Annotated in this window: 21 protein-coding genes, 4 tRNA genes, 3 rRNA genes and 5 pseudogenes; 21 read left to right on the forward strand and 12 right to left on the reverse strand. The window is 45.3% G+C overall.

Features of this window, described 5'->3' with window-relative positions:
- Positions 1 to 158: 158 nt before the first annotated feature.
- From B0W44_RS00900 to B0W44_RS00940, 9 genes are all read left to right on the forward strand, one after another.
- Complete coding sequence (locus B0W44_RS00900; RefSeq protein ID WP_077718385.1) at positions 159 to 1,250, forward strand: inositol-3-phosphate synthase; 1,092 nt, start codon at positions 159 to 161, stop codon at positions 1,248 to 1,250.
- Positions 1,250 to 2,584 (forward strand): NTP transferase domain-containing protein, encoded by a 1,335-nt coding sequence (locus tag B0W44_RS00905; protein ID WP_077718386.1) that lies wholly within the window; start codon positions 1,250 to 1,252, stop codon positions 2,582 to 2,584. Before B0W44_RS00900 ends, B0W44_RS00905 begins: the two co-directional genes overlap by 1 nt.
- Before the next feature lie 391 nt (positions 2,585 to 2,975).
- A 16S ribosomal RNA gene (locus tag B0W44_RS00910) occupies positions 2,976 to 4,535 on the forward strand.
- 68 nt (positions 4,536 to 4,603) lie between these two features.
- A tRNA-Ile gene (locus B0W44_RS00915) sits at positions 4,604 to 4,680 on the forward strand.
- Between the two features lie 17 nt (positions 4,681 to 4,697).
- Positions 4,698 to 4,773: transfer RNA gene (locus B0W44_RS00920), tRNA-Ala, on the forward strand.
- Between the two features lie 60 nt (positions 4,774 to 4,833).
- Positions 4,834 to 7,867: ribosomal RNA gene (locus B0W44_RS00925) — 23S ribosomal RNA — on the forward strand.
- Positions 7,868 to 7,901: 34 nt separating this feature from the next.
- Positions 7,902 to 8,018: ribosomal RNA gene (rrf, locus tag B0W44_RS00930) — 5S ribosomal RNA — on the forward strand.
- Together the 16S, 23S and 5S rRNA genes with 4 tRNA genes alongside form the textbook arrangement of a ribosomal RNA operon.
- 11 nt (positions 8,019 to 8,029) lie before the next feature.
- A tRNA-Asn gene (locus B0W44_RS00935) sits at positions 8,030 to 8,104 on the forward strand.
- A 1-nt stretch (position 8,105) separates the two neighbouring features.
- Positions 8,106 to 8,181: transfer RNA gene (locus B0W44_RS00940), tRNA-Thr, on the forward strand.
- 198 nt (positions 8,182 to 8,379) lie between these two features.
- Here B0W44_RS00940 and B0W44_RS00945 read toward each other — a convergent pair.
- Positions 8,380 to 8,631: pseudogene (locus B0W44_RS00945) on the reverse strand (transposase); the annotation flags it as partial.
- A 210-nt stretch (positions 8,632 to 8,841) separates the two neighbouring features.
- On the opposite strand from B0W44_RS00945, the pseudogene B0W44_RS19150 reads away from it, so the two are divergent.
- A pseudogene (locus B0W44_RS19150) lies at positions 8,842 to 8,916 on the forward strand (hypothetical protein); the annotation flags it as partial.
- Between the two features lie 58 nt (positions 8,917 to 8,974).
- Complete coding sequence (locus B0W44_RS18390) at positions 8,975 to 9,322, forward strand: hypothetical protein (protein ID WP_077718388.1); 348 nt, start codon at positions 8,975 to 8,977, stop codon at positions 9,320 to 9,322.
- Positions 9,323 to 9,968: 646 nt separating this feature from the next.
- Here B0W44_RS18390 and B0W44_RS00960 read toward each other — a convergent pair.
- The 3 genes from B0W44_RS00960 to B0W44_RS00965 all read right to left on the reverse strand — a co-directional run bounded on the left by B0W44_RS00960 (position 9,969) and on the right by B0W44_RS00965 (position 11,097).
- Entirely contained in the window at positions 9,969 to 10,550 is a 582-nt protein-coding gene (locus B0W44_RS00960; protein WP_077718390.1) for a hypothetical protein, read from the reverse strand.
- The gene (locus B0W44_RS17945; RefSeq protein WP_169835353.1) at positions 10,496 to 10,681 is read right to left on the reverse strand and encodes a hypothetical protein; all 186 of its coding nucleotides are present in this window, start codon (positions 10,679 to 10,681) and stop codon (positions 10,496 to 10,498) included. Before B0W44_RS17945 ends, B0W44_RS00960 begins: the two co-directional genes overlap by 55 nt.
- A gap of 134 nt (positions 10,682 to 10,815) precedes the next feature.
- On the reverse strand, positions 10,816 to 11,097 hold the full coding sequence (locus B0W44_RS00965; RefSeq protein ID WP_228441342.1) for an RNA polymerase sigma factor: 282 nt from the start codon (positions 11,095 to 11,097) through the stop codon (positions 10,816 to 10,818).
- Between the two features lie 86 nt (positions 11,098 to 11,183).
- Between B0W44_RS00965 and B0W44_RS00970 the strand changes: the two genes are divergently transcribed.
- On the forward strand, positions 11,184 to 12,455 hold the full coding sequence (locus tag B0W44_RS00970) for an IS1380 family transposase (protein WP_077721187.1): 1,272 nt from the start codon (positions 11,184 to 11,186) through the stop codon (positions 12,453 to 12,455).
- A 138-nt stretch (positions 12,456 to 12,593) separates the two neighbouring features.
- Here B0W44_RS00970 and B0W44_RS19155 read toward each other — a convergent pair whose 3' ends face one another.
- The gene (locus B0W44_RS19155; protein WP_418304064.1) at positions 12,594 to 12,812 is read right to left on the reverse strand and encodes a hypothetical protein; all 219 of its coding nucleotides are present in this window, start codon (positions 12,810 to 12,812) and stop codon (positions 12,594 to 12,596) included.
- 56 nt (positions 12,813 to 12,868) lie between these two features.
- Between B0W44_RS19155 and B0W44_RS00980 the strand changes: the two are divergent.
- From B0W44_RS00980 to B0W44_RS00985, 3 genes and pseudogenes are all read left to right on the forward strand, one after another.
- Positions 12,869 to 13,081: pseudogene (locus B0W44_RS00980) on the forward strand (aldehyde dehydrogenase family protein); the annotation flags it as partial.
- Between the two features lie 67 nt (positions 13,082 to 13,148).
- Positions 13,149 to 13,397, forward strand: coding sequence for a hypothetical protein (locus B0W44_RS17670; protein WP_169835354.1), 249 nt, complete (start codon positions 13,149 to 13,151; stop codon positions 13,395 to 13,397).
- A 41-nt stretch (positions 13,398 to 13,438) separates the two neighbouring features.
- Positions 13,439 to 13,990 carry a UPF0236 family transposase-like protein gene (locus tag B0W44_RS00985; RefSeq protein WP_237087441.1) on the forward strand — a complete coding sequence of 184 codons (552 nt, stop codon included), beginning with the start codon at positions 13,439 to 13,441 and terminating at the stop codon, positions 13,988 to 13,990.
- 386 nt (positions 13,991 to 14,376) lie between these two features.
- Here B0W44_RS00985 and B0W44_RS18395 read toward each other — a convergent pair.
- A pseudogene (locus B0W44_RS18395) lies at positions 14,377 to 14,922 on the reverse strand (transposase); the annotation flags it as partial.
- 69 nt (positions 14,923 to 14,991) lie between these two features.
- Between B0W44_RS18395 and B0W44_RS01000 the strand changes: the two are divergent.
- Positions 14,992 to 15,504: a hypothetical protein gene (locus B0W44_RS01000; protein WP_149026895.1), complete on the forward strand. Its 513-nt coding sequence runs from the start codon at positions 14,992 to 14,994 to the stop codon at positions 15,502 to 15,504.
- Between the two features lie 5 nt (positions 15,505 to 15,509).
- On the forward strand, positions 15,510 to 15,821 hold the full coding sequence (locus B0W44_RS01005) for a hypothetical protein (protein WP_077718397.1): 312 nt from the start codon (positions 15,510 to 15,512) through the stop codon (positions 15,819 to 15,821).
- A gap of 207 nt (positions 15,822 to 16,028) precedes the next feature.
- On the opposite strand, the gene B0W44_RS01010 is transcribed toward B0W44_RS01005, so the two are convergent.
- The 4 genes from B0W44_RS01010 to B0W44_RS01025 all read right to left on the reverse strand — a co-directional run bounded on the left by B0W44_RS01010 (position 16,029) and on the right by B0W44_RS01025 (position 19,280).
- On the reverse strand, positions 16,029 to 16,358 hold the full coding sequence (locus B0W44_RS01010; RefSeq protein WP_077718398.1) for a transposase: 330 nt from the start codon (positions 16,356 to 16,358) through the stop codon (positions 16,029 to 16,031).
- Positions 16,325 to 16,489, reverse strand: a complete 165-nt coding sequence (locus tag B0W44_RS17950) for a hypothetical protein (RefSeq protein ID WP_169835355.1) — start codon at positions 16,487 to 16,489, stop codon at positions 16,325 to 16,327. The genes B0W44_RS01010 and B0W44_RS17950 overlap by 34 nt, the downstream gene beginning before the upstream one ends.
- Positions 16,489 to 16,749 (reverse strand): hypothetical protein, encoded by a 261-nt coding sequence (locus B0W44_RS01015; protein WP_149026896.1) that lies wholly within the window; start codon positions 16,747 to 16,749, stop codon positions 16,489 to 16,491. The genes B0W44_RS17950 and B0W44_RS01015 overlap by 1 nt, the downstream gene beginning before the upstream one ends.
- A gap of 1,208 nt (positions 16,750 to 17,957) precedes the next feature.
- Positions 17,958 to 19,280, reverse strand: coding sequence for an IS1380 family transposase (locus B0W44_RS01025; RefSeq protein WP_077718401.1), 1,323 nt, complete (start codon positions 19,278 to 19,280; stop codon positions 17,958 to 17,960).
- Between the two features lie 1,463 nt (positions 19,281 to 20,743).
- On the opposite strand from B0W44_RS01025, the gene B0W44_RS01035 reads away from it, so the two are divergent.
- From B0W44_RS01035 to B0W44_RS01055, 4 genes and pseudogenes are all read left to right on the forward strand, one after another.
- A complete protein-coding gene (locus B0W44_RS01035; protein WP_237087424.1) occupies positions 20,744 to 21,205 on the forward strand; it encodes a stage II sporulation protein M in 462 nt (153 codons plus the stop codon).
- A 312-nt stretch (positions 21,206 to 21,517) separates the two neighbouring features.
- Positions 21,518 to 22,092, forward strand: a pseudogene (locus B0W44_RS01045) (transposase).
- Between the two features lie 202 nt (positions 22,093 to 22,294).
- Entirely contained in the window at positions 22,295 to 22,960 is a 666-nt protein-coding gene (locus B0W44_RS01050; protein WP_077718405.1) for an ABC transporter ATP-binding protein, read from the forward strand.
- A gap of 322 nt (positions 22,961 to 23,282) precedes the next feature.
- Complete coding sequence (locus B0W44_RS01055; protein ID WP_169835358.1) at positions 23,283 to 24,026, forward strand: transposase; 744 nt, start codon at positions 23,283 to 23,285, stop codon at positions 24,024 to 24,026.
- A gap of 253 nt (positions 24,027 to 24,279) precedes the next feature.
- Here B0W44_RS01055 and B0W44_RS01060 read toward each other — a convergent pair whose 3' ends face one another.
- Together B0W44_RS01060 and B0W44_RS01065 are read right to left on the reverse strand one after the other, a co-directional pair.
- Complete coding sequence (locus tag B0W44_RS01060; RefSeq protein WP_077718407.1) at positions 24,280 to 24,870, reverse strand: hypothetical protein; 591 nt, start codon at positions 24,868 to 24,870, stop codon at positions 24,280 to 24,282.
- 212 nt (positions 24,871 to 25,082) lie between these two features.
- Positions 25,083 to 25,595, reverse strand: coding sequence for a PadR family transcriptional regulator (locus tag B0W44_RS01065; protein WP_228441627.1), 513 nt, complete (start codon positions 25,593 to 25,595; stop codon positions 25,083 to 25,085).
- Positions 25,596 to 26,054: the final 459 nt, after the last annotated feature.

The following is a 26,054-nucleotide window of genomic DNA, read 5'->3' on the forward strand; positions in this document are numbered from 1 at the left end:
GCCTTGTGTTCACAATCGCTCCCTTTTCTCAGATGGGAGCTTTTTTAATGCAAAATACAGAAATCACGATAAGGAGGTGATGAGTGTTCTAACGGGAACGTTTACCACTCATTAAGCATCGGAGGTCAAACATCAAAACGAGGAGGAGGTATGAAAATTTGGGTAAAATTAACATCGCGATAGCAGGTGTCGGTAACTGTGCGAGTGCTCTATTACAAGGAATCGAAATGTACAAAGAGATGTCTGACGACCCCATCGGTTTGATGCACTATGATCTAGGGGGGTACAAACCAGGCGACATCAACGTCGTGGCTGCCTTTGACATCGATAAGCGCAAAGTCGGGCGGAAATTAAAAGATGCCCTCTTGGCTCAGCCCAACTGCGCGAAAATGTTTTACGACAACTTGCCCGATTATCCTGTCGAAGTCAAAATGGGACCGGTGTTGGACGGTGTCTCAGAGAAGATGGACGAATACGACGATGAGTACAAGTTTATCGCCGCTGACGAAGAACCTTGCGATGTCGTTCAAGTGTTGAAAGAGAGCGGCGCCGATCTGTTGATCTCTTATTTGCCTGTAGGGTCTGAAGAAGCGGTTCGCTTTTACGCGCAAGCGTGCCTGGATGCCGGAGTGGGCTTTATCAACGCGATGCCGGTTTTCATCGCCTCCGATGAGACATGGGCAAACAAGTTTAAGGAGAAAAACATTCCGATTATCGGAGACGATGTCAAGAGCCAGGTAGGGGCCACGATCGTTCACCGAACGCTGACGAAATTGTTCGAAAACCGAGGCGTTGCGTTGGATCGCACGTATCAATTGAATTTTGGCGGAAACACTGACTTCTTGAACATGCTCAATCAAAACAGACTGAAGTCCAAGAAAAAATCCAAAACGCAGGCTGTACAAGCCGAGCTGAATACGCCGTTGGATGAACATAATATCCACATCGGACCGAGCGACTACATTCCCTGGCTTGAAGACAACAAAATCGCATATATTCGCATGGAAGGTCGGGGCTTCGGTCACGTGCCACTGACGTTGGAAGTCAAACTGTCGGTGCAAGATTCGCCCAACAGTGCCGGGGTTATCATTGATGCTGTCCGCTGTATGAAACTCGCTTTAGATCGGAAGATCGGCGGTCTGTTAACATCGATTTCCGCTTATACGATGAAATCTCCACCAGTCCAATACACAGATACGGAAAGCAAAAAAATGGTGGAAGAATTTATCGAAGGCAGGAGAGAGCGGTAATGCGGGCTGCTATTTTAGCAGCCGGCAGTGGGAGCAGGTTCAGGCGCCACTTCGATGGCCCTAAACCGCTCTTCCCTTTATTGGGGGTCCCTTTGATTGTGCGAAATATCCTCGGTTTACGTGAAGCCGGAGTCCATGAGTTTGTCGTTGTCACGGGGTGCTATGACCGCGAATTGCGTGACTATTTGGGCGACGGCAGCCAGTGGGGAGTCTCCATCCGCTATGTGCACAACTCTCGCTGGCAGTTGGGCAATGGCACGTCAGCCCATACTTTTCAGGAAGTGTATCGTCCTGAAGAAAAATTTGTATTGCTGATGGCAGACCATCTTTACGAACCCGAGGTCTTTCAAGATGTCATCGCCGAGGCTGAACAGCTTGACGAGGGAGACGTGCTGTTGGCTGCGGACCGTAGAGTGAACGACGCGTATCGTCTGGAAGAAAGAACGAAAATTGTGGCGGACGGCGACGTGGCGCGACAGCTTGGGAAAGAGTTGGGTCAATTCGATGCTGTGGACTGTGGTCTGTTACTTTGCACTGGAGCGTTGCTTGAAGCCCTGTCCCAGGCCATCGACCAAGGGCGCTACACACTGACAGACGGAGTTAATATTTTGACCCGCGAAGGTCGTGTGAAACTGCTCTTTGTAGATCGGAACTGGGTGGATGTGGACGATCTGGAAAGTTGCCGGCGCGGCGAAAACATCTTGCTAAAATCGTTAATTCCAGAAAAAGACGGATTTGTGTCCAAACACCTTAACCGCAAAATCTCCCTCAGGATAACCCGTTGGCTTGCCCCGACTCGAGTAACGCCGAATCAGATCAGTTTCTTTTCCTTTCTCATTTGCCTTTTTTCTGCGTTGTGTTTCGGTTTAGGACATCCCTTCGCTGGCGGGATTCTAGCCCAGCTCGGCTGCATACTGGATGGTGTCGACGGAGAAATCGCCCGCCTAAATTACAAGAAGAGCTCCTACGGAGCCCTGTTCGATTCTATTTTGGACCGCTACGCCGACTATTTTATGATCATCGGAATGGGTTACTGGTGGTTCCAGCACAGCGATTACCCGGGATTTGCTTTAATTGTCAGTATGCTCGCTTTAAGTGGACAACCGATGTCTATGCTCATCAAAGAAAAGTACAAAAGTTCAACGGGACAAACTTTTATTCCCGAACGGGACGACGGCATATTTCGCTACGTGCCCGCGAACCGTGACGGTCGGTTGTTTCTCATAATGCTGGGAGGCATTTTCCACTTAATACCCGCCACTTTGATCATACTCGCTATAATTTCCCACGGGCAAACTATCGTTCGGCTCGTATCGCTGAGACGGAAGATGTAATCCAAAGTGGACGTTATCCGACGGCCGTGACTTCAAGGTAACGGTGGTTGCCGCAGTCGCCGGCACCCCGAACACTTTTTTTATGTCATAGCGCAATGACAAAACCTTAATGTAGGTGTTGACTTTAGGCAAAGACTTTGCTAAATTAATTCTTGCCGTTGTCAGAACAACGGCGGTTTCATACGCGAAGACAAATAAAAAAAGTTATTGACATATCGCGCCCTGCGTGATAAGATGTAGGATGTCGCCTTTCAGGCGAGAGCGCGAATGTTCCTTGAAAACTGAACGAACAAGCCAACGCCCCAAGAGCTTGGAACAGCTTGTTTCGTACAAGGAGCCTGTTTGGCTTCTGAAGAAAGTGTTACGCAGCCGAGCTGCGGACAGACCATAATTAATGGAGAGTTTGATCCTGGCTCAGGACGAACGCTGGCGGCGTGCCTAATACATGCAAGTCGTGCGGGTGAAGCCGACCACCCCTTTGGGGGCGGATGGCGGAACCAGCGGCGGACGGGTGAGTAACACGTGGGCAACCTGCCTGCAAGACCGGGATAACTGCGGGAAACCGGAGCTAATACCGGATAAGAGGCTTTTCCGCATGGGGGAGCCTTAAAAGGCGGCGGAAGTCGCCGCTTGCAGATGGGCCCGCGGCGCATTAGCTAGTTGGTGAGGTAAGGGCTCACCAAGGCGACGATGCGTAGCCGACCTGAGAGGGTGACCGGCCACACTGGGACTGAGACACGGCCCAGACTCCTACGGGAGGCAGCAGTAGGGAATTTTCGGCAATGGGGGGAACCCTGACCGAGCAACGCCGCGTGAGCGAGGACGGCCTTCGGGTTGTAAAGCTCTGTCATGTGGGAAGAACGGCTAGGAGAGGGCATGCTCTTAGCGTGACGGTACCACAGGAGGAAGCCCCGGCTAACTACGTGCCAGCAGCCGCGGTAACACGTAGGGGGCGAGCGTTGTCCGGAATTATTGGGCGTAAAGGGCGCGCAGGCGGTCTCTTAAGTCTGATGTGAAAGGCCACGGCTCAACCGTGGGATGGCATTGGAAACTGGGGGACTTGAGTGCAGGAGAGGGGAGCGGAATTCCCGGTGTAGCGGTGAAATGCGTAGAGATCGGGAGGAACACCAGTGGCGAAGGCGGCTCTCTGGCCTGTAACTGACGCTGAGGCGCGAAAGCGTGGGGAGCGAACAGGATTAGATACCCTGGTAGTCCACGCCGTAAACGATGAGTGCTAGGTGTTAGGGGCGTCACGCCCTTAGTGCCGAAGTAAACACATTAAGCACTCCGCCTGGGGAGTACGGCCGCAAGGCTGAAACTCAAAGGAATTGACGGGGGCCCGCACAAGCGGTGGAGCATGTGGTTTAATTCGAAGCAACGCGAAGAACCTTACCAGGGCTTGACATCCTCTGACCCCTCTAGAGATAGAGGTTTCCCTTCGGGGACAGAGAGACAGGTGGTGCATGGTTGTCGTCAGCTCGTGTCGTGAGATGTTGGGTTAAGTCCCGCAACGAGCGCAACCCTTGAGCTTAGTTGCCAGCATTGAGTTGGGCACTCTAAGCTGACTGCCAGTGACAAGCTGGAGGAAGGTGGGGATGACGTCAAATCATCATGCCCCTTATGTCCTGGGCGACACACGTGCTACAATGGCTGGTACAGAGGGCAGCGAAGCGGTGACGCGGAGCCAATCCCTAAAAAGCCAGTCTCAGTTCGGATCGCAGGCTGCAACTCGCCTGCGTGAAGGAGGAATCGCTAGTAATCGCGGATCAGCATGCCGCGGTGAATACGTTCCCGGGCCTTGTACACACCGCCCGTCACACCACGAGAGTCTGTAACACCCGAAGTCGGTGAGGCAACCGTAAGGAGCCAGCCGCCGAAGGTGGGACAGATGATTGGGGTGAAGTCGTAACAAGGTAGCCGTATCGGAAGGTGCGGCTGGATCACCTCCTTTCTACGGAGTAAAAAAAGGCGTTCGGCTTGTTCGTTTAGTTTTGAGGGAGACATTTGTTCCTTCGCATTGGGCCTATAGCTCAGTTGGTTAGAGCGCACGCCTGATAAGCGTGAGGTCGGTGGTTCAAGTCCACCTAGGCCCACCATCACAATACTAGATTGTGGGGCTATAGCTCAGCTGGGAGAGCGCCTGCCTTGCAAGCAGGAGGTCAGCGGTTCGATTCCGCTTAGCTCCACCATTGTTCCTTGAAAACTGGATCGGAAGCATTCACCGGGATGACGAGAGTCATGTCGAGAACGATTAAGCAAGAAAGGGCGCACGGTGGATGCCTAGGCGCCAGGAGCCGACGAAGGACGGGGCGAACACCGAAATGCCTCGGGGAGCCGTAAGCAGGCGTAGATCCGGGGATGTCCGAATGGGGGAACCCGCTCTCTTTCATAGGAGAGCATCCGTTGCTGAATGCATAGGCAGCGGAGGGCAACCAGGGGAACTGAAACATCTTAGTACCCTGAGGAAAAGAAAGCAAGGCGGGCCCTGCGAAAGGGAACCTTTCGTGGGTGCTCAAAGCGATTTCCTGAGTAGCGGCGAGCGAAACGGAAACAGCCCAAACCCGGCACTCAACTGAGATCCACAAGACGCATTTATCATATGCGTAGTGGGTTTGAGTTGAGTGTCGGGGGTTGTGGGGCGTCTCATAAGGAGTGAGAAACGGACGGGATAGCCGAAGCGGCCTGGAACGGCCCATCAGAGAAGGTAAGAATCCTGTAGGCGAAATTCTGTCCGCTCCGAGACGGACCCCGAGTACCGCGGGGCACGGGGAACCCCGTGGGAAGCAGGGAGGCCCACCTCCCAAGGCTAAATACTCCCTGGCGACCGATAGCGCACCAGTACCGTGAGGGAAAGGTGAAAAGCACCCCGGGAGGGGAGTGAAAGAGAACCTGAAACCGTGTGCCTACAAGCAGTCGGAGTCCGGGTAATCTGGATGACGGCGTACCTTTTGTAGAATGGACCGGCGAGTGACGATGCGTAGCGAGGTTAAGCGGGAGACGCGGAGCCGTAGCGAAAGCGAGTCTGAAGAGGGCGATTTTAGTTGCGCGTCGTCGACCCGAAACCGAGTGATCTACCCATGTCCAGGGTGAAGGTCGGGTAACACCGACTGGAGGCCCGCACCCACGTCTGTTGAAAAAGGCGGGGATGAGGGGTGGGTAGGGGTGAAATGCCAATCGAACTCGGAGATAGCTGGTTCTCCCCGAAATAGCTTTAGGGCTAGCCTCAGGGGAAGAATCGCGGAGGTAGAGCACTGATTGCGTGAGGGGCCCTCGACGGGTTACCGATCGCAGTCAAACTCCGAATGCCGTTGATTCGGTTCCTGGGAGTCAGACGTCGGGTGCTAAGATTCGACGTCGAGAGGGGAACAACCCAGACCATCAGCTAAGGTCCCGAAGTATCCGTTAAGTGGGAAAGGATGTGGCGTTGCCGAGACAACCAGGATGTTGGCTTAGAAGCAGCCATCATTGAAAGAGTGCGTAAAAGCTCACTGGTCAAGTGACGTCGCGCCGAAAATGTACCGGGGCTAAACGGATCACCGAAGCTATGGGCGGGACACCGTGGTAGGGGAGCGTACCCAGTGCAGCGAAGGATTTCCGGGAGGGAATGTGGAGCGCTGGGTAGTGAGAATGCCGGTATGAGTAACGATAAGAGGGGTGAGAATCCCCTCCGCCGAAAGCCTAAGGGTTCCTGAGGAAGGTTCGTCCGCTCAGGGTAAGTCGGGACCTAAGCCGAGGCTGAAGAGCGTAGGCGATGGAGAACAGGTGGAGATTCCTGTACCACCGCGTTCCGATTGAGCGAAGGGGGGACGCAGGAGGGCAGGGGAGCAGGCGGATGGATGTGCCTGTCCAAGCGGTGAGAGAGCAGCGCGAGGCAAATCCCGCGTTGCGAGGATCTTGAGCCGTGATGGGGAGTGAAACTTAGAGTAGCGAAGTCCCTGCACCCACACTGACAAGAAAAGCCTCTAGCGAGGAGCGCGGTGCCCGTACCGCAAACCGACACAGGTAGGCGAGGAGAGGATCCTAAGGCGCACGGGAGAACTCTCGTTAAGGAACTCGGCAAAATGGCCCCGTAACTTTGGGAGAAGGGGTGCCCCGTTAGGGTGGCCGAGAGGTTGCCTGAGGGGGCCGCAGTGAAGAGGTCCAAGCGACTGTTTAGCAAAAACACAGGTCTCTGCGAAGCCGCAAGGCGACGTATAGGGGCTGACGCCTGCCCGGTGCTGGAAGGTTAAGGGGAGGACTTAGCGGAAGCGAAGGTCTGAACCGAAGCCCCAGTAAACGGCGGCCGTAACTATAACGGTCCTAAGGTAGCGAAATTCCTTGTCGGGTAAGTTCCGACCCGCACGAAAGGCGTAACGACTTGGACACTGTCTCAACGAGAGGCCCGGTGAAATTGTAGTATGCGTGAAGATGCGCATTACCCACGACAAGACGGAAAGACCCCGTGGAGCTTGACTGCAGCCTGATAGTGGGTTTGGCGATGATGTGTACAGGATAGGTGGGAGCCAGAGAAATCGGTTCGCCAGGATCGAGGGAGGCGCCGGTGGGATACCACCCTCATCATGGTTAAATCCTAACCGACCGCCGTGAGCCGGTGGCGGGACATTGTCAGGTGGGCAGTTTGACTGGGGCGGTCGCCTCCTAAAAGGTAACGGAGGCGCTCGAAGGTTCCCTCAGCGCGGTTGGACATCGCGTGAGGAGTGTAAAGGCAGAAGGGAGCTTGACTGCGAGACTGACAGGTCGAGCAGGGACGAAAGTCGGACTTAGTGATCCGGTGGTTCTGAGTGGAAGGGCCATCGCTCAACGGATAAAAGCTACCCCGGGGATAACAGGCTTATCTCCCCCAAGAGTCCACATCGACGGGGAGGTTTGGCACCTCGATGTCGGCTCATCGCATCCTGGGGCTGAAGCAGGTCCCAAGGGTTGGGCTGTTCGCCCATTAAAGCGGTACGCGAGCTGGGTTCAGAACGTCGTGAGACAGTTCGGTCCCTATCTGTCGTGGGCGCAGGAAATCTGAAGAGGAGCCGTCCTTAGTACGAGAGGACCGGGACGGACACACCGCTGGTGGACCAGTTGTTCTGCCAAGGGCATCGCTGGGTAGCCACGTGTGGCCGGGATAAGCGCTGAAAGCATCTAAGCGTGAAGCCCCCCTCAAGATGAGATTTCCCACCAGGCACTCAGGTGCTTGGGTAAGACCCCTTGGAGAAGACGAGGTGGATCGGTCCGAGGTGTAAGCGTGGTAACACGTTGAGCTGACGGATACGAATCGGTCGAGGGCTTAATCGAGGGAATGCTTCCGACCAGTTTTGAGGGAATGCTGTCTGGTGGCCATAGCGGAGGGGACACACGCGTACCCATGCCGAACACGACCGTTAAGCCCTCCAGCGCCGATGGTACTCGGGGCGAGAGCCCCTGGGAGAGTAGGTCGCTGCCAGGCATAAATTTTATTCCTCCGTAGCTCAATGGTAGAGCGGTCGGCTGTTAACCGATAGGTTGTAGGTTCGAGTCCTACCGGAGGAGCCATGCTCCCATAGCTCAGCCGGTAGAGCGCTTCCATGGTAAGGAAGAGGTCACCAGTTCGAGTCTGGTTGGGAGCTCCACTCATAAAGCCTGTAACGGCGGGGGTTTTGGCCGATGTGTCCGCCCGCCGTTTTTGCATTCTACCCTACATTTTTATTGCATTTGGGTTTCGGCAGCTTCACATTACATTTCAGGTAAAAGATGGACATAAGTGTCATATGTGAACCAAACAGATGAATGTCCAAGAATTTGACTGACAGTAGGCCGAAGAAGTCCTACAGGTACGGATTCTTTTTGATCTGTTCGACGGTTTTCCGATCGTATGATCAAGGCACCGAGTGCCATGCGTACAGGCACGGTAGGACGGCCTTTGATCCGTTTCTCAAAACGCCTGGCATAAACTGTTCCACCTTCCACCACGGGATGATGGCAGCCAACTTGACCCAGCGGTTGTCCTTGTTCAATTTGCCACCAAACGGCAAGAAAACGTCGTCCGGCATGATCATCTGTTGCTCAGTTTGACAGTACATCTATGCCTCACTCCATGTGCAAAGTTATTTTAGCCATATTGATAAAATCCTTGCACATATCTTCGACATCACATGCTCTAAACCCTTGTAGACACTGGATTTATTCATCTTTCAGCAAGCTCTAATTACGTATGTGTAAAATTTCACTCGGAGAATTTTAGCAAGAATTCAGAGAATAAATAAAGAAAAGGAGTTTCTGTGTCGTTTAACATGGACTACACTGTTTTGACCTTTCCAACCAATACAATTATAGCTTCTCAAAGTAGTTTGCCAGCCATCTCAGTACCTGTAGGATTTAAGGATCAGGGGATACCTGTCGGAATGGAGTTAATCGGGAAGCCTTATGGAACCGGATGCGCCTTATCAATATTGCCAGTACCACTACCTAAAAGACATCACAAAGCCAGTGGAGGAAAAAGATCGCAAACTGAAAACAAGTGTAAAGAAATCCCTACGTGGCATCCGTCAAATTGAACGTCAAGTGGCAGAACAGGAATCCTTGGAAGCAGAGGTGGATCAGGATTATGCTGCTGCCATTCGTTCGGTCCTGTTGGAAGACGGCAAACCCCCGCTTGATTTGTCCGGAGTACGAACGGGACACAAGCGATTCGCCAGTCCCTTGAAAAAAAAGGCCTGGGTAAAAAGGGGACTTCTCTTCTTAAACGTTTGTTCAGAATTGTCAGCAAAGTAGAGGCGTTTGAACCATTATACCGACAGGTAGTACGTTGGCAATCACGTATTAAAAGAGTTGTGAGCATTCTTGAGCCCAACGACAGCAAAACAAGCAAAAGTGTCGAAGATGAACTAGCCGAATACCTTCAACAAACTCAAGCTGAACTGGATACAAAGGAGGATTTCCTTTCATCGACAATCTCGTACGTTATTCCAACGGATTTTGGAAAGGGTTATTTGCCTGTTATGATCACCCCATTTTACCTAGAACAAACAATGTAGAGTTGTTTTTCAAACGGCTGAAAAGTACGCATCGGCGTATTACTAGATTAAAAAGAAACTGGAATCGGTATATTATTCGACACGGTGAACTCATTGTGTTTACACCTGAAGCTGTTGACGATGCAATACATTGCGACGGATTGCTTCTGTTTCGTACAAACAATACAAAAAAGGAGATGCGTTGCTGGAAGGAGAGAACTTCCGAGCAAGTGAAGCGTCTTCGCTTTAAGTGAAACCCACAAAAGTATTTTCATGAAGTGGAGCAAAAGTGGTTTAATCATTAGTTGCGTTAGTTATTCCGTCTAAGAAAAAAAGAGGACGATCCTCCCTCGTCTCCCAAAATCTTCATAACGCGAACTTTAAAGATGAGAATTAAGTGATGTTCATTGTATCTCCCAATCTATGATTTTTGCCCCGGTCTTTGAGGAAATCCCGTGGTCATCCACTATTTCGATCCACACCTTAACTGTTTCACCTTCGATCTCATAAGAAAGGGTCAGTTGATTGCCGTCTTTTAAGGTTTCCCAATCTTTGTCCTCATAGTCGGCAAAAAGACTTTTGCCCTCGTCGCTCGTCACTGTTAGGTGAGTGTCCAAACTCTCCAAGTCCATTTCCTTCCCTTTCATTCCTTCCAATTCCCATATAAATTGCCCTATTTTGGTTTCGGGACGAGATCCCGATGGTTTCTGGCGGTTTTCCTTAAATAAATCGAGATTGCTTTTTTCTGTGATCGTATCGTCAAGTCGAATCAGCATTCCCATTGCTTTGAGGAAAGAGCGATAATCGTTGTCTGCTTTAGCTGTATTCAAATACTCCCTTACCTGGTTCATATATTCGATAAATGCAGGGTCGAGATTATCGATCCCTTTCGCGACCTCCAGCGCTTGGTCTGTTCTTTCATTCGCTTCACCTAACCCGTACCATTCTTTCCCGCTGATTTCATTCTCATAATCGGGAGACTCCATTTTTTTACAACTTCATCTGACGGATTTAAAAATCCGTCCAAATCACCAATATCCTGTCCCATTAAAAAGTCATGAGACGCTGCACCGACAAGGGTTTTTAAATATTCTCTTGACGGATCTGGATGTTCCACTTCGAGTTTCCCATCGACGACGCTACCACTCGAAATTATATCTAGAGGAGGCCCGGAACCTTCAAAGTCTTTTTCAATCTTTTCTAACCACTTAGCCTCTTGATCGTTGATGGGCTGTTCCGATGGACTGCCACTTACACGTTCGTCCGAAGTTTGTTCAAAAGTTGCGGCGCAGACGCTTCTCTTTTCTCAGAATGTCGTGCCCGGTGTAAAGTCGTTTTAACTTTCGCTTCACTCCAATTTAGTATTTCCGCTACCTGAGCAGTCGATAACCCTTCAATGCCCCGGAGGATAATCGCTAATCTGTATTGCGGACGAAGGGAGTTAATGGCTTGTATAATGCGCTCTACACTTTCTTTATCTAATCCTGAATTTCGAAAGTAAAGTTGCTTGATCCAGTAATAAAGGTGCTCCAATCCTTGGTATAATGGTGTTTGAACGAACAACAAAACCCAAAGAGAGGGGCACCCGTTAGGTGAAGTCTACCACAAACATCGCCAAAATGAAAACAGAATTCACGCTAAAGAATGCAACCTCACACGCAGGGAGTAAACCCTTGCTTGCGTACCTTGAAAAAATCAAACTGGAAGACGCTTTTCGTCAGATAGGTTGCGGGAAAGGCCGGAATACGCTTTTTCCGTTCTTCAAGATCTTGATGTACCTTTTAGTCGGATGGCTACTGGGTTGCGAACGTATATTCCATTTCCGCTCATTGCGAGACGATTCGCTGGTACGTCGATTTTTAGGTGGACGTTGTCCCCATCACACTCTTTTGTATAAAGAACTGTGCCGCGCTGCTGTCTCCATGCCCACGATCCGTCGGGACTTGAAGGCATTAAACCTTGATCTCATCACTCCCTGCCTATCCGACGAATGCATTCTCGACCTCGATTCCACCGTTGAGACGGTGTACGGGAATCAGGAAGGGGCCGAAGTTGGGACAAACGCTCAAAAGCCCGGACGTAAAAGCTTCCAACCACTCATCGCCTTTGAAGGAAAGTCCCGTCTTTACCTTAATGCCGAACTGCGTTCAGGCAATACGCATTGTTCCCGCAATGCCCATACTTTCGCGAAGGAAACCCTTCAACGTCTTCCTAAATCGTGTAAAGTCAAGTATGCCCGATTCGACAAAGGATTCGGCGGCGAAACCTTCTATAGTTTTTGGGAAGGCAAACAGATCGGCTACGTTGGCAAACTCAAATGGACGCATCGGTTAGCCAAAGAAGTCGCCAAATGTCCTCATTGGAAACGCTATGTGGACGGAGACGTCATCATCGAAGGCCTTTGTTTAGTGTACAAAGCCACTTCTTGGAAAAAGGCTCGAATGGTGGTCGTCATCAGGAAAGCCGAACGCTACGATGGTGATCAACTCCAATTCGACTTTCTTTGGGATTACGAAGCAATCGTGACCAATTTGGATTGGGAGCCCATCGACATTTGGCGTTTTTACAATCAGCGCGCGTGCATGGAGAACTACATCAAAGAAGTGAAGCACGGCTTTTCGATTCACCGTATTCCGACAGATTCGTTTAAAGCCAATGAAATCGATCTGTTGCTGAAGCTGTTGGCCTACAATGTATTCGAGCGTTTTAAGATGGACTGCTGTGAACCGGTTCATCGCCGCTATACCATTGCACGATTTCGTAAGGAGTTTTTCCATGTCCCTGGTACGATCATCTATCGCAGTCGCCAAGTCATTCTAAAAATCGCGGCAGCCTTCCAAAATGAGTACAGTTGGCGGCGCATGGAAGAACGGGTGGTTCTCCTACAATAATGCCTATCCAAACTTTTACATGGAAATAACCGAGCCCGCTTGTGTGGGGAGGGGGAAAGTGTATCCCAAGAACAAGAAACCCCATCGAAAGGACAAGTTTAGTTTCCACTTTTACTGTTTGTTTCCATGTGGGTAATGCTAGAAATAGCTGATGTTATCCACATTCGAAATTCGGGCTAATACTTCTTCTTCAGTGTTTGTCAAAGATTGCAACTGATCGAACCGGTCTGTTTCGTATGGAGAGTTGAAGATGGGAAGACGTCTTCGACGTTCATAATCGATTACCACATTTTTTGCAATCTTTAAAATCCACGTTTTGGGGTGTGAACGCCCCTCAAAGTTGGCGTAATACTGCATAACCCGTAAAAACGTTTCTTGAACCAAGTCCTCAGATGCATGTCGATTACCTGTATGTCATCAGTATCATACCGTTTGAACATATTGATGATGCTTTTCATCAAGCAAATGATTCGAATCTAGGTTTGCAAGTTGGATTTTTCACGTCTGACCTCAATTTGGCAATGCGTGCAGCGTAAGAACTTAAATTTGGCGGCGTGATTATTAACGATGTATCGACGTATCGTGCTGATGTCATGCCTTACGGTGGCGTGAAAGATAGCGGGATAAAAACCCCGTAAGAGATACAGTCCTGACGTCATGATACTGGGGGTGGAGTTAGCGACCGCTCCGGGGATGACTGACCGATTGGCGTCAGAGGCGACAAAGCGACTCGCCGGTATCCCCATCAGCCATATGACCTTTCAACGTCTCGTCAAAGATGCAGGTCAAGCTCAGGCAGCGATGGATACGCGGAAACGGGATCAGATATTTGAAGACATCACCATCCCTGAAGCGCCATCTACCCAGCATTTGTACTGTGAAGCCGATGGCTTGTACTTTGGGAGAAGGGTTTTGCTGTTATCCGACATCGCTGGGATCTAACAGGATCCCATATCGCCATCAACGCGGATGCAGCGTCGTGGATCTCGACAGAACGCGTGGCGGAAATATTCTCGGAGGCGGCGTCCATCACCCATCAACTGGATCGCTTTCATGTAAAGCGGAGTATTCGCCGTGGATTAAGCCGTCAGCCTAAGCTGATCCCTTTACTGGAAGAGGCGATCACACAACAGAATCAAGATCGCTTTAAAGCGGCCATCGATACCGCCTTAGGGAATGCGGAAACCGAGGGCGAAGAAAAGCGAATCGAAGACATGAGAAAGTATCTGGAAGGGCATTGGGACTTACTGCGTGATTGGCGCGAGGTGAGCCCGAATAAGCCGGAAAACGCCCGAGGGATGGGCTGTATGGAATCGAATCAGAGGCGTTTGGCGTACCGGATGAAACGGAGAGGGATGTACTGGAGTGAAGCAGGAGCCGAAGCGGTGGCGAAAGTGCAACAGGGAATCGCCAATAGGACGTTGAAAGAGGCGGTGCTCACGGTGTGGCCCAATCGTCCGGTGACAAAAGCTACGGCGTCAGGCAAAAAAAGCAAGCAAACGAGATGCGATGGGCATTCACCACGGAAGGATTGAGGTTGGAGCCGCCTCGTCATCAAGTGCGATTGGACAGTTGAACAAGGTGATCAATCGTCTGTCTTCCGTCATCGCATAAAAGATATGACATCCCTAGTGGAGGTCAAAATGCATTTTGCCCTCCACTAGGGATCAAACAAGCGAAGCGCGTTAGGGGTCTGGCGACAAAAAATTAAGGCTTCTGATCCTTTTTCCTATAAGGTCGTCGAGTAAAACTTTACACATACATTCTACATTTTGGACTTGATACATTACATTTTTTAATGTTATTATAAAAATAAATTTAAATTTAGCTTATTGATCGACAACATAGCTATACCAAATTCCCTATATCGTGCTTTTCTACATACCTATACGTACTGTAATTAGGGTCTGCTGAATCATTCCTAAATAGCTATAGGGCGATTTAAGGTCCTTACAAGCCATCCGAAAAATGGGTAAAAAAGAACTCGTAATCCGTGTTCCAGGTTCATCACCAGGAATTGAAGGGCAATCACGGTCTCACTGGTTTGTTGAAGGCGTGCTTGAATGAGCCTCAGCCCATACTGGCGCTCACCTTCACCTAGTTTGCCTTCGATTGCGTTTCGTTCGGAGGCAGCGATCTTTTGTCATACATCTTGCTTTGTTGTCTGTACAACTCTTGGATGACCAGAAGTTGTTTGTATTGTGGCTTGGTAAGCAGACGGAGGCTGCTTTGCTCCGCCAGTTTGGCGATATGTTTCAAATTCCGCTCAAATGTAGCGAAGTTGCTGACCAATGGCTTTGCGAACGTTGCGTGTCCCCGGACGCTTTTGTTTGGCTACTTTCAGGTAATCCCGCCGAGCCTTCTGGCGGTACGTGCGGGACTTCTGCTTTTGACCACGGAAAGGGGCGTGCAGGGTATCGATGATGCCTTCCAGCTTTTCGCGCGCTTCGTTGAGCAGGGGCAGGTCCCCTATTTATGGTAACTTGCGATCTTAAAATACAAATAATTAAAGGAAACTGTGGACGAGGTGAATGTTTTGCTTAAAGAATGGAATATTTTGGTGTATGAGAGACCAAAGTATTTTTCGAGGATTTTCTTTGCAATATTATTTCTGTTAATTCTTATAAATATAAATTTAGGTATAGATTATACTGGTACTGATTTTAACGATGTGTTTTGGCTTTTATTTGGCTTAATGCTTGTGATTACTGCTTTAATCGTATGGATCAGTGTTTTTGTAGTATCGCTGTTTGTAACATTTTTAGTTAAAGCAATTTCAAAAAAAAATGTTGTGAACTTTCGTCACTTTTTCTGTTTAATTAGTTTAGCAAGTATTTTTCTTACTATTGGTGATATATGTGTAGTTTTATTAATAGGCGATATAAATTATCCTTATATTTTTAGAATTTTTAACCCGTTTTTTTTCCTTAGTTATTTAGTCATCTATCAATTCTTTATTAAAGCTTATAAATTAGTTCAAAAACAAGCTCTTCTGATCATATCTATTTTGGTGTTATTTCATGTCACCATAATAATTTTAGGAGGATGATCTAAATGTCAACTATAATCAAAAACAATCTAATGACAATTGTATATCTCTTTATGGGATCAATGTCTTTAGTGCTGTTAAATGTTTTTTCAGGAACGTTAGACTTTGAAATATCAAGAATATTAGGCGTCCCGATGGGTGTTGCACTAGGGTATGTTGGAGCTGCTTATGCAGCTTGGAAAGCAGGTAAAAGCATAAGGAGAGCATTAACCATAGCTGTTGGAGCTGTCGGGGCTTCCTTGATTTTGTCCGTCCTGGCTGATGCTGCCATTGAATGGGCCTTGAAAAACAATCAAGAATGGCTCGCTAACTGGTAATAACTTAACGACTAAGGCTATAAGATCAGAAGAGCTTGTTTTTTACTAGCTTATAATTATCAAGTCTAAATTAGGGTGTGAGTGTTGCTCAGCACTGTACTAAGTGTCAATTGCGATATTGGACCCACCTGACCAAAAGGAAAAAAAGAAAGCGGAGGCGAGCGACACTCCAAATTCATCACCATGAATTGGACAGCGATGACCGTTTCACTGGTGTTTGCAAGCCGCGCCCGAATGCTTGCGTTCCGCTGCATCTTGCCGTTTTTGCTTCTGGTCAGCTTTTCGTCCCTCTTTCGGTGGCCTGCCAAGTTTCGGACCGCTTAGCCGGATCCCACGTTCTTGGCAATACCTACGATTTTCCCGGTTTCGGTAAAGTTTATCTGCAAGAACGGCTTCAGGGTAATAGCCGAACCGCTGTATAAAGGATTCGACGGATGCTTGTAGTGTCTTGGCTTCATTGAAGTTGTCCCATTGCATGTTTTCGATACGGACATAACCATCGATCAAACTGGCAGCAATCTTGGCACCGAATTCCACTTGCGCACCGGCTTTGCCACGGACAATGGGGGGACATGGGGTTGGTCAATATTCACGATGCGGTCTTCAATCCGGTGTTGCCTCTGTTGGTACATTTCCCACTGTTGACGGCACAGCTCTTGGACCACCATCAAACGACGATATTGACGATGGCTCCACACGGTAAGCGGGGTGTCTCAACCATCTGCTTTTCAATGGTTTTGAGGTTTCGCTGCACATAGGACAGTTGCTTTCGAATCGCTTTTCGCGTCGCCTTGCCACGCGATTTTCGTTGCTTGGCCACGCTCAAATAGGCCTTACGAGCTTGGTTGCGATAGGTGCGTGGTTTTTTCTTTAACCCGATGTGGGGTTCATGCAAGGTATCGATGACGTCTCCGTGATCTCGCGGCATGGTTCAGCAAGCCAAGATCTGTCGGATATTTAAAAAATCCTCCTGTAAAGAGGAGGAAGATTCATGGGGTGGAATAAGGAAACACTTGTCCCGCCTGCCTCGGCGAATGCCGAGAGGCTATCTAATTTATAAGAGGTGCTAAGAATGGGGTTATGGTTAAATGAGTTCATTATAATGACAAATATAAAGTATAAATTGTTTTTAAATAAAATTTATTATGTAATTAGAAATTTTGGATTCACATCTGAGAAAAAGGATGTATTCTATAAAGAAATTTATAAATTAATCTTCATAGGTTATGTGTTATGGTTTATTTTTACAACTGCCGTACAAATCATTTTTTTGGACCCTTTATTTTTTGATGCAGCAATATTCATCTCTATATTATTATTTGTTATAGCCATAATGTTTTTAGGAACACAACTGTACTCAGAAGAAGTTAGATCATTTATTAAAAATTGTCCTTTACAACCTGAAGTTAAGGTTAAGTTATTTATCTCCAATGAACTAAGTAGTAGTTTATTCAGTTGGTTTATAGTTCTTCTACTAGCGGTACCTTTAATACTATTTCAATCATTAAAAAACGGAATTGTAGGGTTAAGCTACTTAAGCTACTATTTGTTTATTCTTTTAGTGATTTCATTTATATTTTTCCTTTTTCGCTATCTTCATTTCTTAATATTCTATTTATATAATAAAAACATTCTGAACCCTATAAAGGTTATATTTATAATTTTGTTTTTTTTACTCGCCCCCCCTGTGTTAAGTTATGTTATCCATTTTATTAAATCTTATTATACTAAGGACAATAGGCTGCAATTTTTAAGTAATTTCTTAAGAGAGTTAAATATTAAACATTACATAACTTACTTTTCTCCAAATATTTCCTACACAGTGATTGGAATTATAATAATAATCATAGTAATGTGTATTTGCATACTCTTAACAAAAAGAATACATGTCTATGAAAAAAAATTATATATCCTGAATTATTCATAACCGCGTCTCAAATGTTTTAAAAACCAGTTTCAAGCCTGATTTTTGTAAGTTTTTGGTTTCCCTAGATGTTTTCTCATAATATATTACCTAATCTACTGGAAAAACAGCAGGAAGTCATACGCTAGCTTTCAAAATCGGCTGTAAAAGGGCACACTGATCCTGTGGTTAATGTGAATGCTATGAGATTGACTTTTCTAATATCATCTCATTCAACCAAACCGTGGGAGGTGATGGATGGTTCGTAAAGTCTGCCAATAAGCCTTTTGATACAGACAACTGCTGCACAGTTTAAATGTCAGATATCTGCCTGAACGAACCAGCTTTCCCGCGATCTTAAGCAACTTCAAACGGATGTTGTCGATACGATTTTTGTTCATCGTTCTGGGTAGACACAGTCGACGAAACCAGTTGTTGAAGTTATAGGCGAGCACCATGAGTTGCAGCTTTGTGGCGTTGCTGTAAAACGATGGACTGCTCATCTGATCGAAAGCAAAGCCGTTCTTGGCTTCTTTGATAAAGTTTTCCATCGTGCCACGGTTCGCATAAAGCTTGACGATGTTTTTGGGTGAGAGCCCCATGTTGGTCACGATGAAGGTGTAGGTGAAGAAAAGCTCACCTTCCGGTTTCTCCATCTTGACCACCACACGACGCGGCTTATCCCAAGCACGTGCCTGGTAGTCAAATGATGTGTAAAACACCTTGGCTTCTGTCGTGTTCAGATCAAACTGTTTCCAGAGTTCATCTTCAAATGGCTGTGCTTTTTGTTTCAACACGTTGTTTGCTTTTAAGCGGATCACATAGTGGACATCATGTGTTTCCGCCAATTGATAGAGAGCCGGGATGGCAAAACCGCTGTCCCCGCGTATGCATAGCGTTGCCCATGGACTTTGCTTCCGATATCGCTTGATTTCAGGGCCGACAAAGCGGACGACTTGCCGGGATGTGTACACATGACCAGCGCGCAGTTCTGCTTTGAGACAATCTCCAGTCAGTCCATCAAACATCATCAGGGGATGGTAACCCTGGGCTTGATAATGCGTGTTAAAGGCGGATCCATGCTGTTCACCATAGGTGGCCAAGTTGGTCGAGTCCAGATCCATCATGATGTTTTCCTTGGGTTGGATGATATCGACTCGTTTTTGCATCAGTGAATTGACCGATTGCAACTGCTTCATCGTTTCCTTATCCAATTTCTGATTTAGCCGGGAAATGGTCGGTTGAGAAGCCAGGACTTCTTTACCCAAAATGGTGGTCAACACAGGTTCATGACGTAATTCATCGGCATGATCATCCGCATGATACCCGGCAATGTGCTGATAGATCTTTTGGATGATGACGTCATCGTTAAAATGGATGTGATGACGGTTTGGATCATTCACATTGAGGTGATCCGTGATCGCTTGACTGAGCCCGATTTTTTCATCAAATTCTTTATACAGTAACCAACCGGCATCTGAGGTCAGGTTTCCACCTTCAAAATTGACTTTCACACTTTTGTTGAAATGCATGGTCTGCTCGTTTACACTATGCATAAGGGAGCCTCCTTGGTTTGTATTGGTTTTGGTCACTTTTACAATACCAAAGGTTGGGCTCCATTTCTATTTTTCACCCATTGGGTGAAAAGGTGGAATGCTTTTAATGGCCTGGTATGACGCGCTTTTTGATATTTTAAGTTCAGCTATATGAATAATTCAGGTATATGGATTATAAGAAAATTGCATTATTAAAAATTGATAACAAATGGTTCTATGTATTGAACAACTATTTACGAGAAAACAATTTAATAGATAACAGCTTATTCATTACATACTTTATATTTTTAATTATTTATGAATTTATGGAGGAAATTAGTACTAATACCTACTGGAGTATCTCAGTAATATTGTTGGCTTTCATTATGCTTCCTAATTACATAAATTCAGATTACGATAACAAATTATTATTTTTAAAAAGAAATGGCGTTTCATTGATGCAAAGTACATTTTTTTATTCTACATATCCCTTGCTTCAGCTTTTGATTTGGTTTTCTATATTATACTTGCTCAAAATTTTATTTCTAAATTCAGATGCGATCTCAACTATAATGAGCGGAATTATGTTTTTTATATTCGGGTCTATTATGAACATTTCATGTATTCTGTTCTACAATGCAATTACATACATTTTGGAAAGATACATCGATGTCAGTTTGTTTAAGGATTTGAAACGGTTTTTTATAGCCTTTATTTTAACCCTTGTAATATTTGTTTATCATCTATTTAATGTTCTACTTAAAGAAAATATATTTCTCTCTAATATAATAATATCCATTTTATTAATAGCAATAGCTATGTTATTGAATAAACTGTGTAAATTAAATTAACAACGAGGGGTTATTCCCCTGTAAGAAAAAACCCTCTTGGTATCGTACGGGAATGTAGATTGCGATCGACTAATTCCAAAACCAAGGAGAACTCAAAATATAACCGTAAGGTAACAGGAACCAGAAGACAACTCCCCCAAGATGAATGCGGAAGATGCCTACGTTATCTGCCGATCAAAGAAAAAGGCACGCAAACCAACTTGCAGAAAGGAGTTTACGCCGGAACTAAGTGAAGGCTTGAATTCGCCATCAGCTGTCTAATAATGTACAAATCACCACTGCGTATTGACAACTGACTCAGCTATACCGTCTTTTAAAGACTAGGATGGAAAACTACCGTATACGCCTTTGCCGGATAAAAAAATCAAGCGATGTACGGCTCAAACGATCTTGAACCAGTGGAAAATCGTCGTCCAAAAGGGCCGTTCACGTTGACATCGACAAAAGCTTTTGGAACAAGACGTCAGAACGAGGAAAATACAGAAAATCATTAATTAGTGGAGGGATTAGAGGAAATTGATTGATCTTATTAGTAGAATTATTTTTAGAAATAGCCGAATATTCCTTTTGGCGTTTTTCATATGGTTCACCATAACGGTGTTCCCCTATCTCATAGTTTTATTTAACATCGAATTGGATATACCAGAACAGCTACGATCATTTGACAATTATTTAACTAATGATATTACATGGCATGAAATTTTTATTCATAATTTTATTTCGGCTACAGCTATGATAATTTTGGGTAATTTATCTGGTGGTCTCATTGCTGTTCTTTTATTAGTTTATAATGCATCAATTGTTGCAATTGCTGCATACATAGCGTTTCTCAAAGGGGATTCTATTGGTTATTCTATTATGATTTTTTTACCACATGGTATATTTGAAGTCCCAGCAATTTTTTGTTCTTTTTTACTGGGAATGAGTACTTTTAAAGCTCTAATAAACAAAATTTATTCAGAGGAGGTTATTCCAAATGATTCAACGAAAGATAAAATTGCAATATTGATATTCATGCTGCTTTCCCTTCTGGTAGCTTCAATTATAGAATCAACTGTAACACCAAAATTTTCAGCTGTGTTTATTAATAATTAGAGGCAACGAGTAATTTACCAACAAGAAGGTCACTTTTTGTGTTTTTAAAACAAACATTTGCCATCTTTTATTTTCAGCTTCTTCGCTATGTGAGTATGATACACGCCTATGGCGTATATTTCGCCATTACGTACAGAAGGCGATGGATCAACTTGACCTGTCCAATGTAAGGCGAATCGCGATAGACGAAACCTCCTCCCGCAGAGGCCATCAGTATATCACGCTCTTCGTGACGCCGATCGCGATTGATGTTATTTGCGGCAGAAGGCAAGGGCACAGAAACCTTGCCGGGATCACTTATCCAGTAAAGGTGTGGATGCGGATCAAATTACTGGTCACCAGGTTTTTATTAGCGGTATCCCAGACACTTTTCCAAACGCACAGATCACCTTTGACAGGTTTCATGTGATCAAAATGGTCAATGAGGCTGTCGATAATGTCCACAAAGAAGAGCAAAAGCAGGCGCAAGAGTTACACAAAACCAAATATATTTGGCTTATAACAAGTTAACAAGTGATCAAAAGCAAACATTAGAGCAGTTAAAAGATGGCAAGCTTAAAACGGGACGCGCCTATCGCACGAAACTGGCCCTGCAGGATTTATGGCACGTTAACCAGCTTTTTGCCGACTTCGAATGGTTAGGTTGGGTGGCACGCTCACAATTACAGCCCTTGATGCGTGTTGTTAAAACAATTAAGAAGCATAAAGAAGGCATACGCTGGTTTACGTCCCGTATGACAAATGGGCTTTTAGAAGAGCTCAACAGCCTCATGCAGGTAGCAAAACGAAAGGCGCGTGGTTACCGTAATACCCAAAACCTCATTCACATGGTGTATATGACGGCAAACAAATTGTACATTCAAGCGCGGGCGATGAGTGGCGCATAATGAGCCTTTCCGCTTAGCTGACCAATCTCATAGTCAAAAGGCAAGGGTCAAGCGGTTTTCTTGACGGCTGCTTTTGGCTATGAGAACCTTTTAAAAAGCGGAAAAGCTGTCATAATTTTATACCCACGCGATAGAGAGAAGAGCCTATTTTCACTGATTCATAAAAGCGAAATCGATTAAAAATCTTTTCTAGGAGGATTACATGTATTTAGAAGTTAAGGGTCTGAAGAAAAAATACGAAACATTAGTTTTAAAAAATGTTTCATTTAAATTAGAGTCGGGTAAGGTTTATTCACTACTTGGACAAAATGGCGCTGGCAAAACAACCTTAATGAAAATTCTTTCCGGTATTATAGGATATGATGAGGGAGAGATATTGCATTCGGCAAAAGATTTGAAGAAAATAACGTATTATGTACCGGATAACCCTGTTTTTTTTGAATATTTAACGGGAAGGGAACACCTGACATTCATTTGTAGATTACATCGAATCCAAATTAACAATAAAAAAATGGAGATGTTTTTAGAGGAATACAATTTATCCGATATATCCGATAAATTTGTTGTAGATTATTCCTATGGTATGAGAAATAAGCTTGCTGTTGCGATGGCTATTATTACTTCGCCAAAAATATTGTTGCTCGATGAACCATTAGCATCATTGGATCCCCTTGTATTTAATTCATTTAAAAAACAGTTGATTCAATATTCAAGGAAAAATAATATTGTTGTAGTTTCGACCCACATTCTTTCAATAGCTCATAACATTAGTGATGAGATATTGATCTTAAATAATGGCACCATTGATCAAAAAATTAATGATTTTACTGAAAAAGAATTTAAAGATTATGTATTAAATAATATTTGAACCTAGTTTTCGCAAGTAAATCTCAAAAATCATTCTAAAAAATTGAAAAGGTGCACCAAATCAAGGAAAATGGAAGTTGCATAACAACCAAAATACCTTGAAAGGAGCACCCATAAGGTGAATGATAAACGAAACTTATCCACAAGTAAAGAACTACATGTAGAATTTTCGCTTCCCAACGCCACATTATTTGGCGGGGTATGCTCGATTACATCAAGAAACAGGATCTTGAGAATCAATTTTCCGCTGCACTTGAAATGACCAAGCCCCTCACTCTACGTACTCACTACCTCAAATATGTGTTACTCAGATCGTAGGGCGATTGCTTGGCAAAGAGCGAATTTGTCACTTTGAAGAAATCGAACAGGTTCTGGCCAGAGAACTGGGACTTGTGGGCGGAAAGTTACCCGACACCACGATCCTTTATAAAGACCTGGATCGATTCGACTCTCAAGAAAAAATCCATGGCCTTAAGCAAGTCAATGATCAGGTGAATGCTAGACAACTAAAAGATCAAAAAACGGTCATTCTTGATTTTGATTCATCTGTAGAAACTCTTTATGGCCAACAAGAAGAAGAAGGCGCTGCCAACGGCTGGAGCATTCCACGACGCATTGTCACTGTTCGTACCAAGGAAGTCATCGATGAAGAACAAATGGAGCTCTGTCCCGAGTACGGTTGGGCATACGAATGGATTGTGACCAACCTGTTATGGGAAGGAGAAGACATATGGCGTTTCTATAACCACCGCTGTGGAATGGAAAACTACATTAAGGAAGCTAAAAACGGTTTTGCTCTGGATGCCATCAGTAATGACGGGTTTTACCCGAATGCCGCTGATGCTCTACTTAAACTGATTGCTTACAATGTGTACCAGGGTTTCACGAAAGAAGTGACACCTCAAGAAGCCAAAACGTTCACAGTTTCCCGTATGAGACGTATCTTCTGGATGATTCCAGCCGTCCTCGTTTCACATGCCAGGCAATGGACACTTAAGCTGTGGAACGGTTTTGCGAAACAAGACCTGTGGATAAGTATGCTCCACCGTTCCCACCAAATTGAATGACAGAGATCTAACAACTGGAAATCCTCTTCTTACCCAGTATGTGGAGGGGGAAATTGTGTCTTCCGAGCGTAAAACAATAAGATTGTACTTCCATAAATGGATTATTATGGAATAAACCCTGTGGATAACCGTTTGGCTTTTAAAAGTTATTCACAGTGCGAAATCTAGGGTAAATAGACATTTTTGGTTCATAATTTCAGCATTATTGGTTTTCTTATATTAATTGTTGGGGTGGCTTTTAGCTACATGGTTATCAAAAGATTGTTAAGACATTTTCAACAACAGAAACCAAACAGAAAAAATAACTAATTTTTAAATAATCTTTAGGGGAGAGAACCGTTGAGACAGTATCGTATTCATCAAATTCGAGTCCGTTTCGCGACGGCCCCGCCAACGCTGTCTGGCTTTTTAACGGATTGAACACAACTCCACAATCTAAACTGTTGTCCTTTTTCCCCACGGCTTCAGGTACGAAATTCCAACCAAGAAAAGTAAAATGACGAGACAAATAGTAATGCCTACAAATAACAATTATTCGATTATTGAGATATGCTTGGTTTTGTAACGGATACAGATCAAGGGAAAGGATTTTCGGAATCGAGTTGTGGATGCGAAGGCCAATAATTGCTGAACCCAATAGAATAGCCACAATGTTCCCAATCCACTTTGCAATAATCCAGTAGTATTTTGCGAATCCCCAATTTGTTCGGACCGCAATCCAAATTCCCGTTATTAAACAGCCAAAGCCGCCGGGTATAATCAGGAAATTGTCAAAGAACAAGATATACAAATGGGCCGCGTATATGTGCTCTTCAAAATTGGAAAGAGTCGTAGAAACGGCCATCACAAGTTCTCCTAATAATCCAGCAAAGTACATAATGACAAATATAACGTGAGCAATGACCCACCACTTTTTTTATTGCCACTTAAATTTTTCGACATCCGATTTCCGACAAAAACCAATAAAGTGGTCAAAGCCAAAATGGTTAACGCGATTGAACCTACTATAATAATGCCCATAAAGTATAATACTCCTCTCAAGCTTTTTATTGTGGATTAAACCGTTTTTTTCAACTTTCTCAGTTCACGTAATAACCAATCCAGCCACTCTCTCTCCATTTCGTAATACGATTTTAAAAATCTCACATTAGCCCTTCGGCCTATATAAATATCCGTGTCCTCTACATCTTCTTGCGAAAATTGGTGAATAATTTTTTCTACAAAGCTTTTCCTTTGGATAACTTGATCTATGACTAATTGTGTAGGCAAAACCTCCAACCATCCGATCGCGATCGAATAGTCAAAAGTGACAATTTCTTGTGAAGCAAGGCCAGCGAACACCATTTCTTGTAAAGCCTTTTTTCCTTTAGGCGTCAGTGTATAAATTTTTCTTCTCGGCATATTTCCTACGACTTCTGTGTCACTCGTTACCCAGCCTTTCCTTTCGATCCTCTGAAGAGTTTGATAAATTGTGGCTCGATTGGTTTTAGTCCAATATCTAATTTTCATTTGTTCCATGTATTTATCTATTTCGTGACCGTATCGTGCACCAGAATGCAACAACCCCATCACAAGACATTCAGCGGGTGAAAAGTTCATCTCAAAACCACCTTTATGCAGTTAATTAACTAGTATGTATAACACTAGTATTAAACATACTAAATAAATTAACCTTTTTCTTTTCATTTGTAAAGTGCTTTTTCAAAACTGCTAGTGTTTACTGGAGCGTTGCCGATTCTGCGCCCTGAACGGAATACACGATACAGGACAACCCACTGGTGCAGATGTGATCGTTGTCCTCCATTCAGGTAAGGTTTTTTTGTAAAGTGGATCCGGAGCAGAAGAAGATTGAGCGGATACCATATAGGCGTCGAAAGATTTATGCAGAAGGATAAACTGTAAAAGCTCTTTAAAATAAGGACTTACAGATGATTTAGAATGGGGGAGCATCGTTTACATACTACTCTTTACAAGGTAAGGAAGAGGTCACCAGTTCGAGTCTGGTTGGGAGCTTCAGTAAAACCCTTG

It is taken from the genome of Novibacillus thermophilus (assembly GCF_002005165.1).
GTDB lineage: Bacteria > Bacillota > Bacilli > Thermoactinomycetales > Novibacillaceae > Novibacillus > Novibacillus thermophilus.

Coding starts and splice junctions, on each gene's coding strand:
- B0W44_RS01060 (WP_077718407.1), bottom strand. CDS start 24,870: ATGGCCGTTTCTACGACTCTTTCCAATTTTGAAGAGCACATATACGCG.
- B0W44_RS00970 (WP_077721187.1), top strand. CDS start 11,184: ATGAAAACAGAATTCACGCTAAAGAATGCAACCTCACACGCAGGGAGT.
- B0W44_RS17670 (WP_169835354.1), top strand. CDS start 13,149: ATGACTGACCGATTGGCGTCAGAGGCGACAAAGCGACTCGCCGGTATC.
- B0W44_RS18390 (WP_077718388.1), top strand. CDS start 8,975: ATGGAACCGGATGCGCCTTATCAATATTGCCAGTACCACTACCTAAAA.
- B0W44_RS00905 (WP_077718386.1), top strand. CDS start 1,250: ATGCGGGCTGCTATTTTAGCAGCCGGCAGTGGGAGCAGGTTCAGGCGC.
- B0W44_RS17950 (WP_169835355.1), bottom strand. CDS start 16,489: ATGGTGGTCCAAGAGCTGTGCCGTCAACAGTGGGAAATGTACCAACAG.
- B0W44_RS00960 (WP_077718390.1), bottom strand. CDS start 10,550: ATGGAGTCTCCCGATTATGAGAATGAAATCAGCGGGAAAGAATGGTAC.
- B0W44_RS01005 (WP_077718397.1), top strand. CDS start 15,510: ATGTCAACTATAATCAAAAACAATCTAATGACAATTGTATATCTCTTT.
- B0W44_RS01050 (WP_077718405.1), top strand. CDS start 22,295: ATGTATTTAGAAGTTAAGGGTCTGAAGAAAAAATACGAAACATTAGTT.
- B0W44_RS01025 (WP_077718401.1), bottom strand. CDS start 19,280: ATGCATAGTGTAAACGAGCAGACCATGCATTTCAACAAAAGTGTGAAA.
- B0W44_RS19155 (WP_418304064.1), bottom strand. CDS start 12,812: ATGCAGTATTACGCCAACTTTGAGGGGCGTTCACACCCCAAAACGTGG.
- B0W44_RS01015 (WP_149026896.1), bottom strand. CDS start 16,749: ATGCCGCGAGATCACGGAGACGTCATCGATACCTTGCATGAACCCCAC.
- B0W44_RS01065 (WP_228441627.1), bottom strand. CDS start 25,595: ATGGGGTTGTTGCATTCTGGTGCACGATACGGTCACGAAATAGATAAA.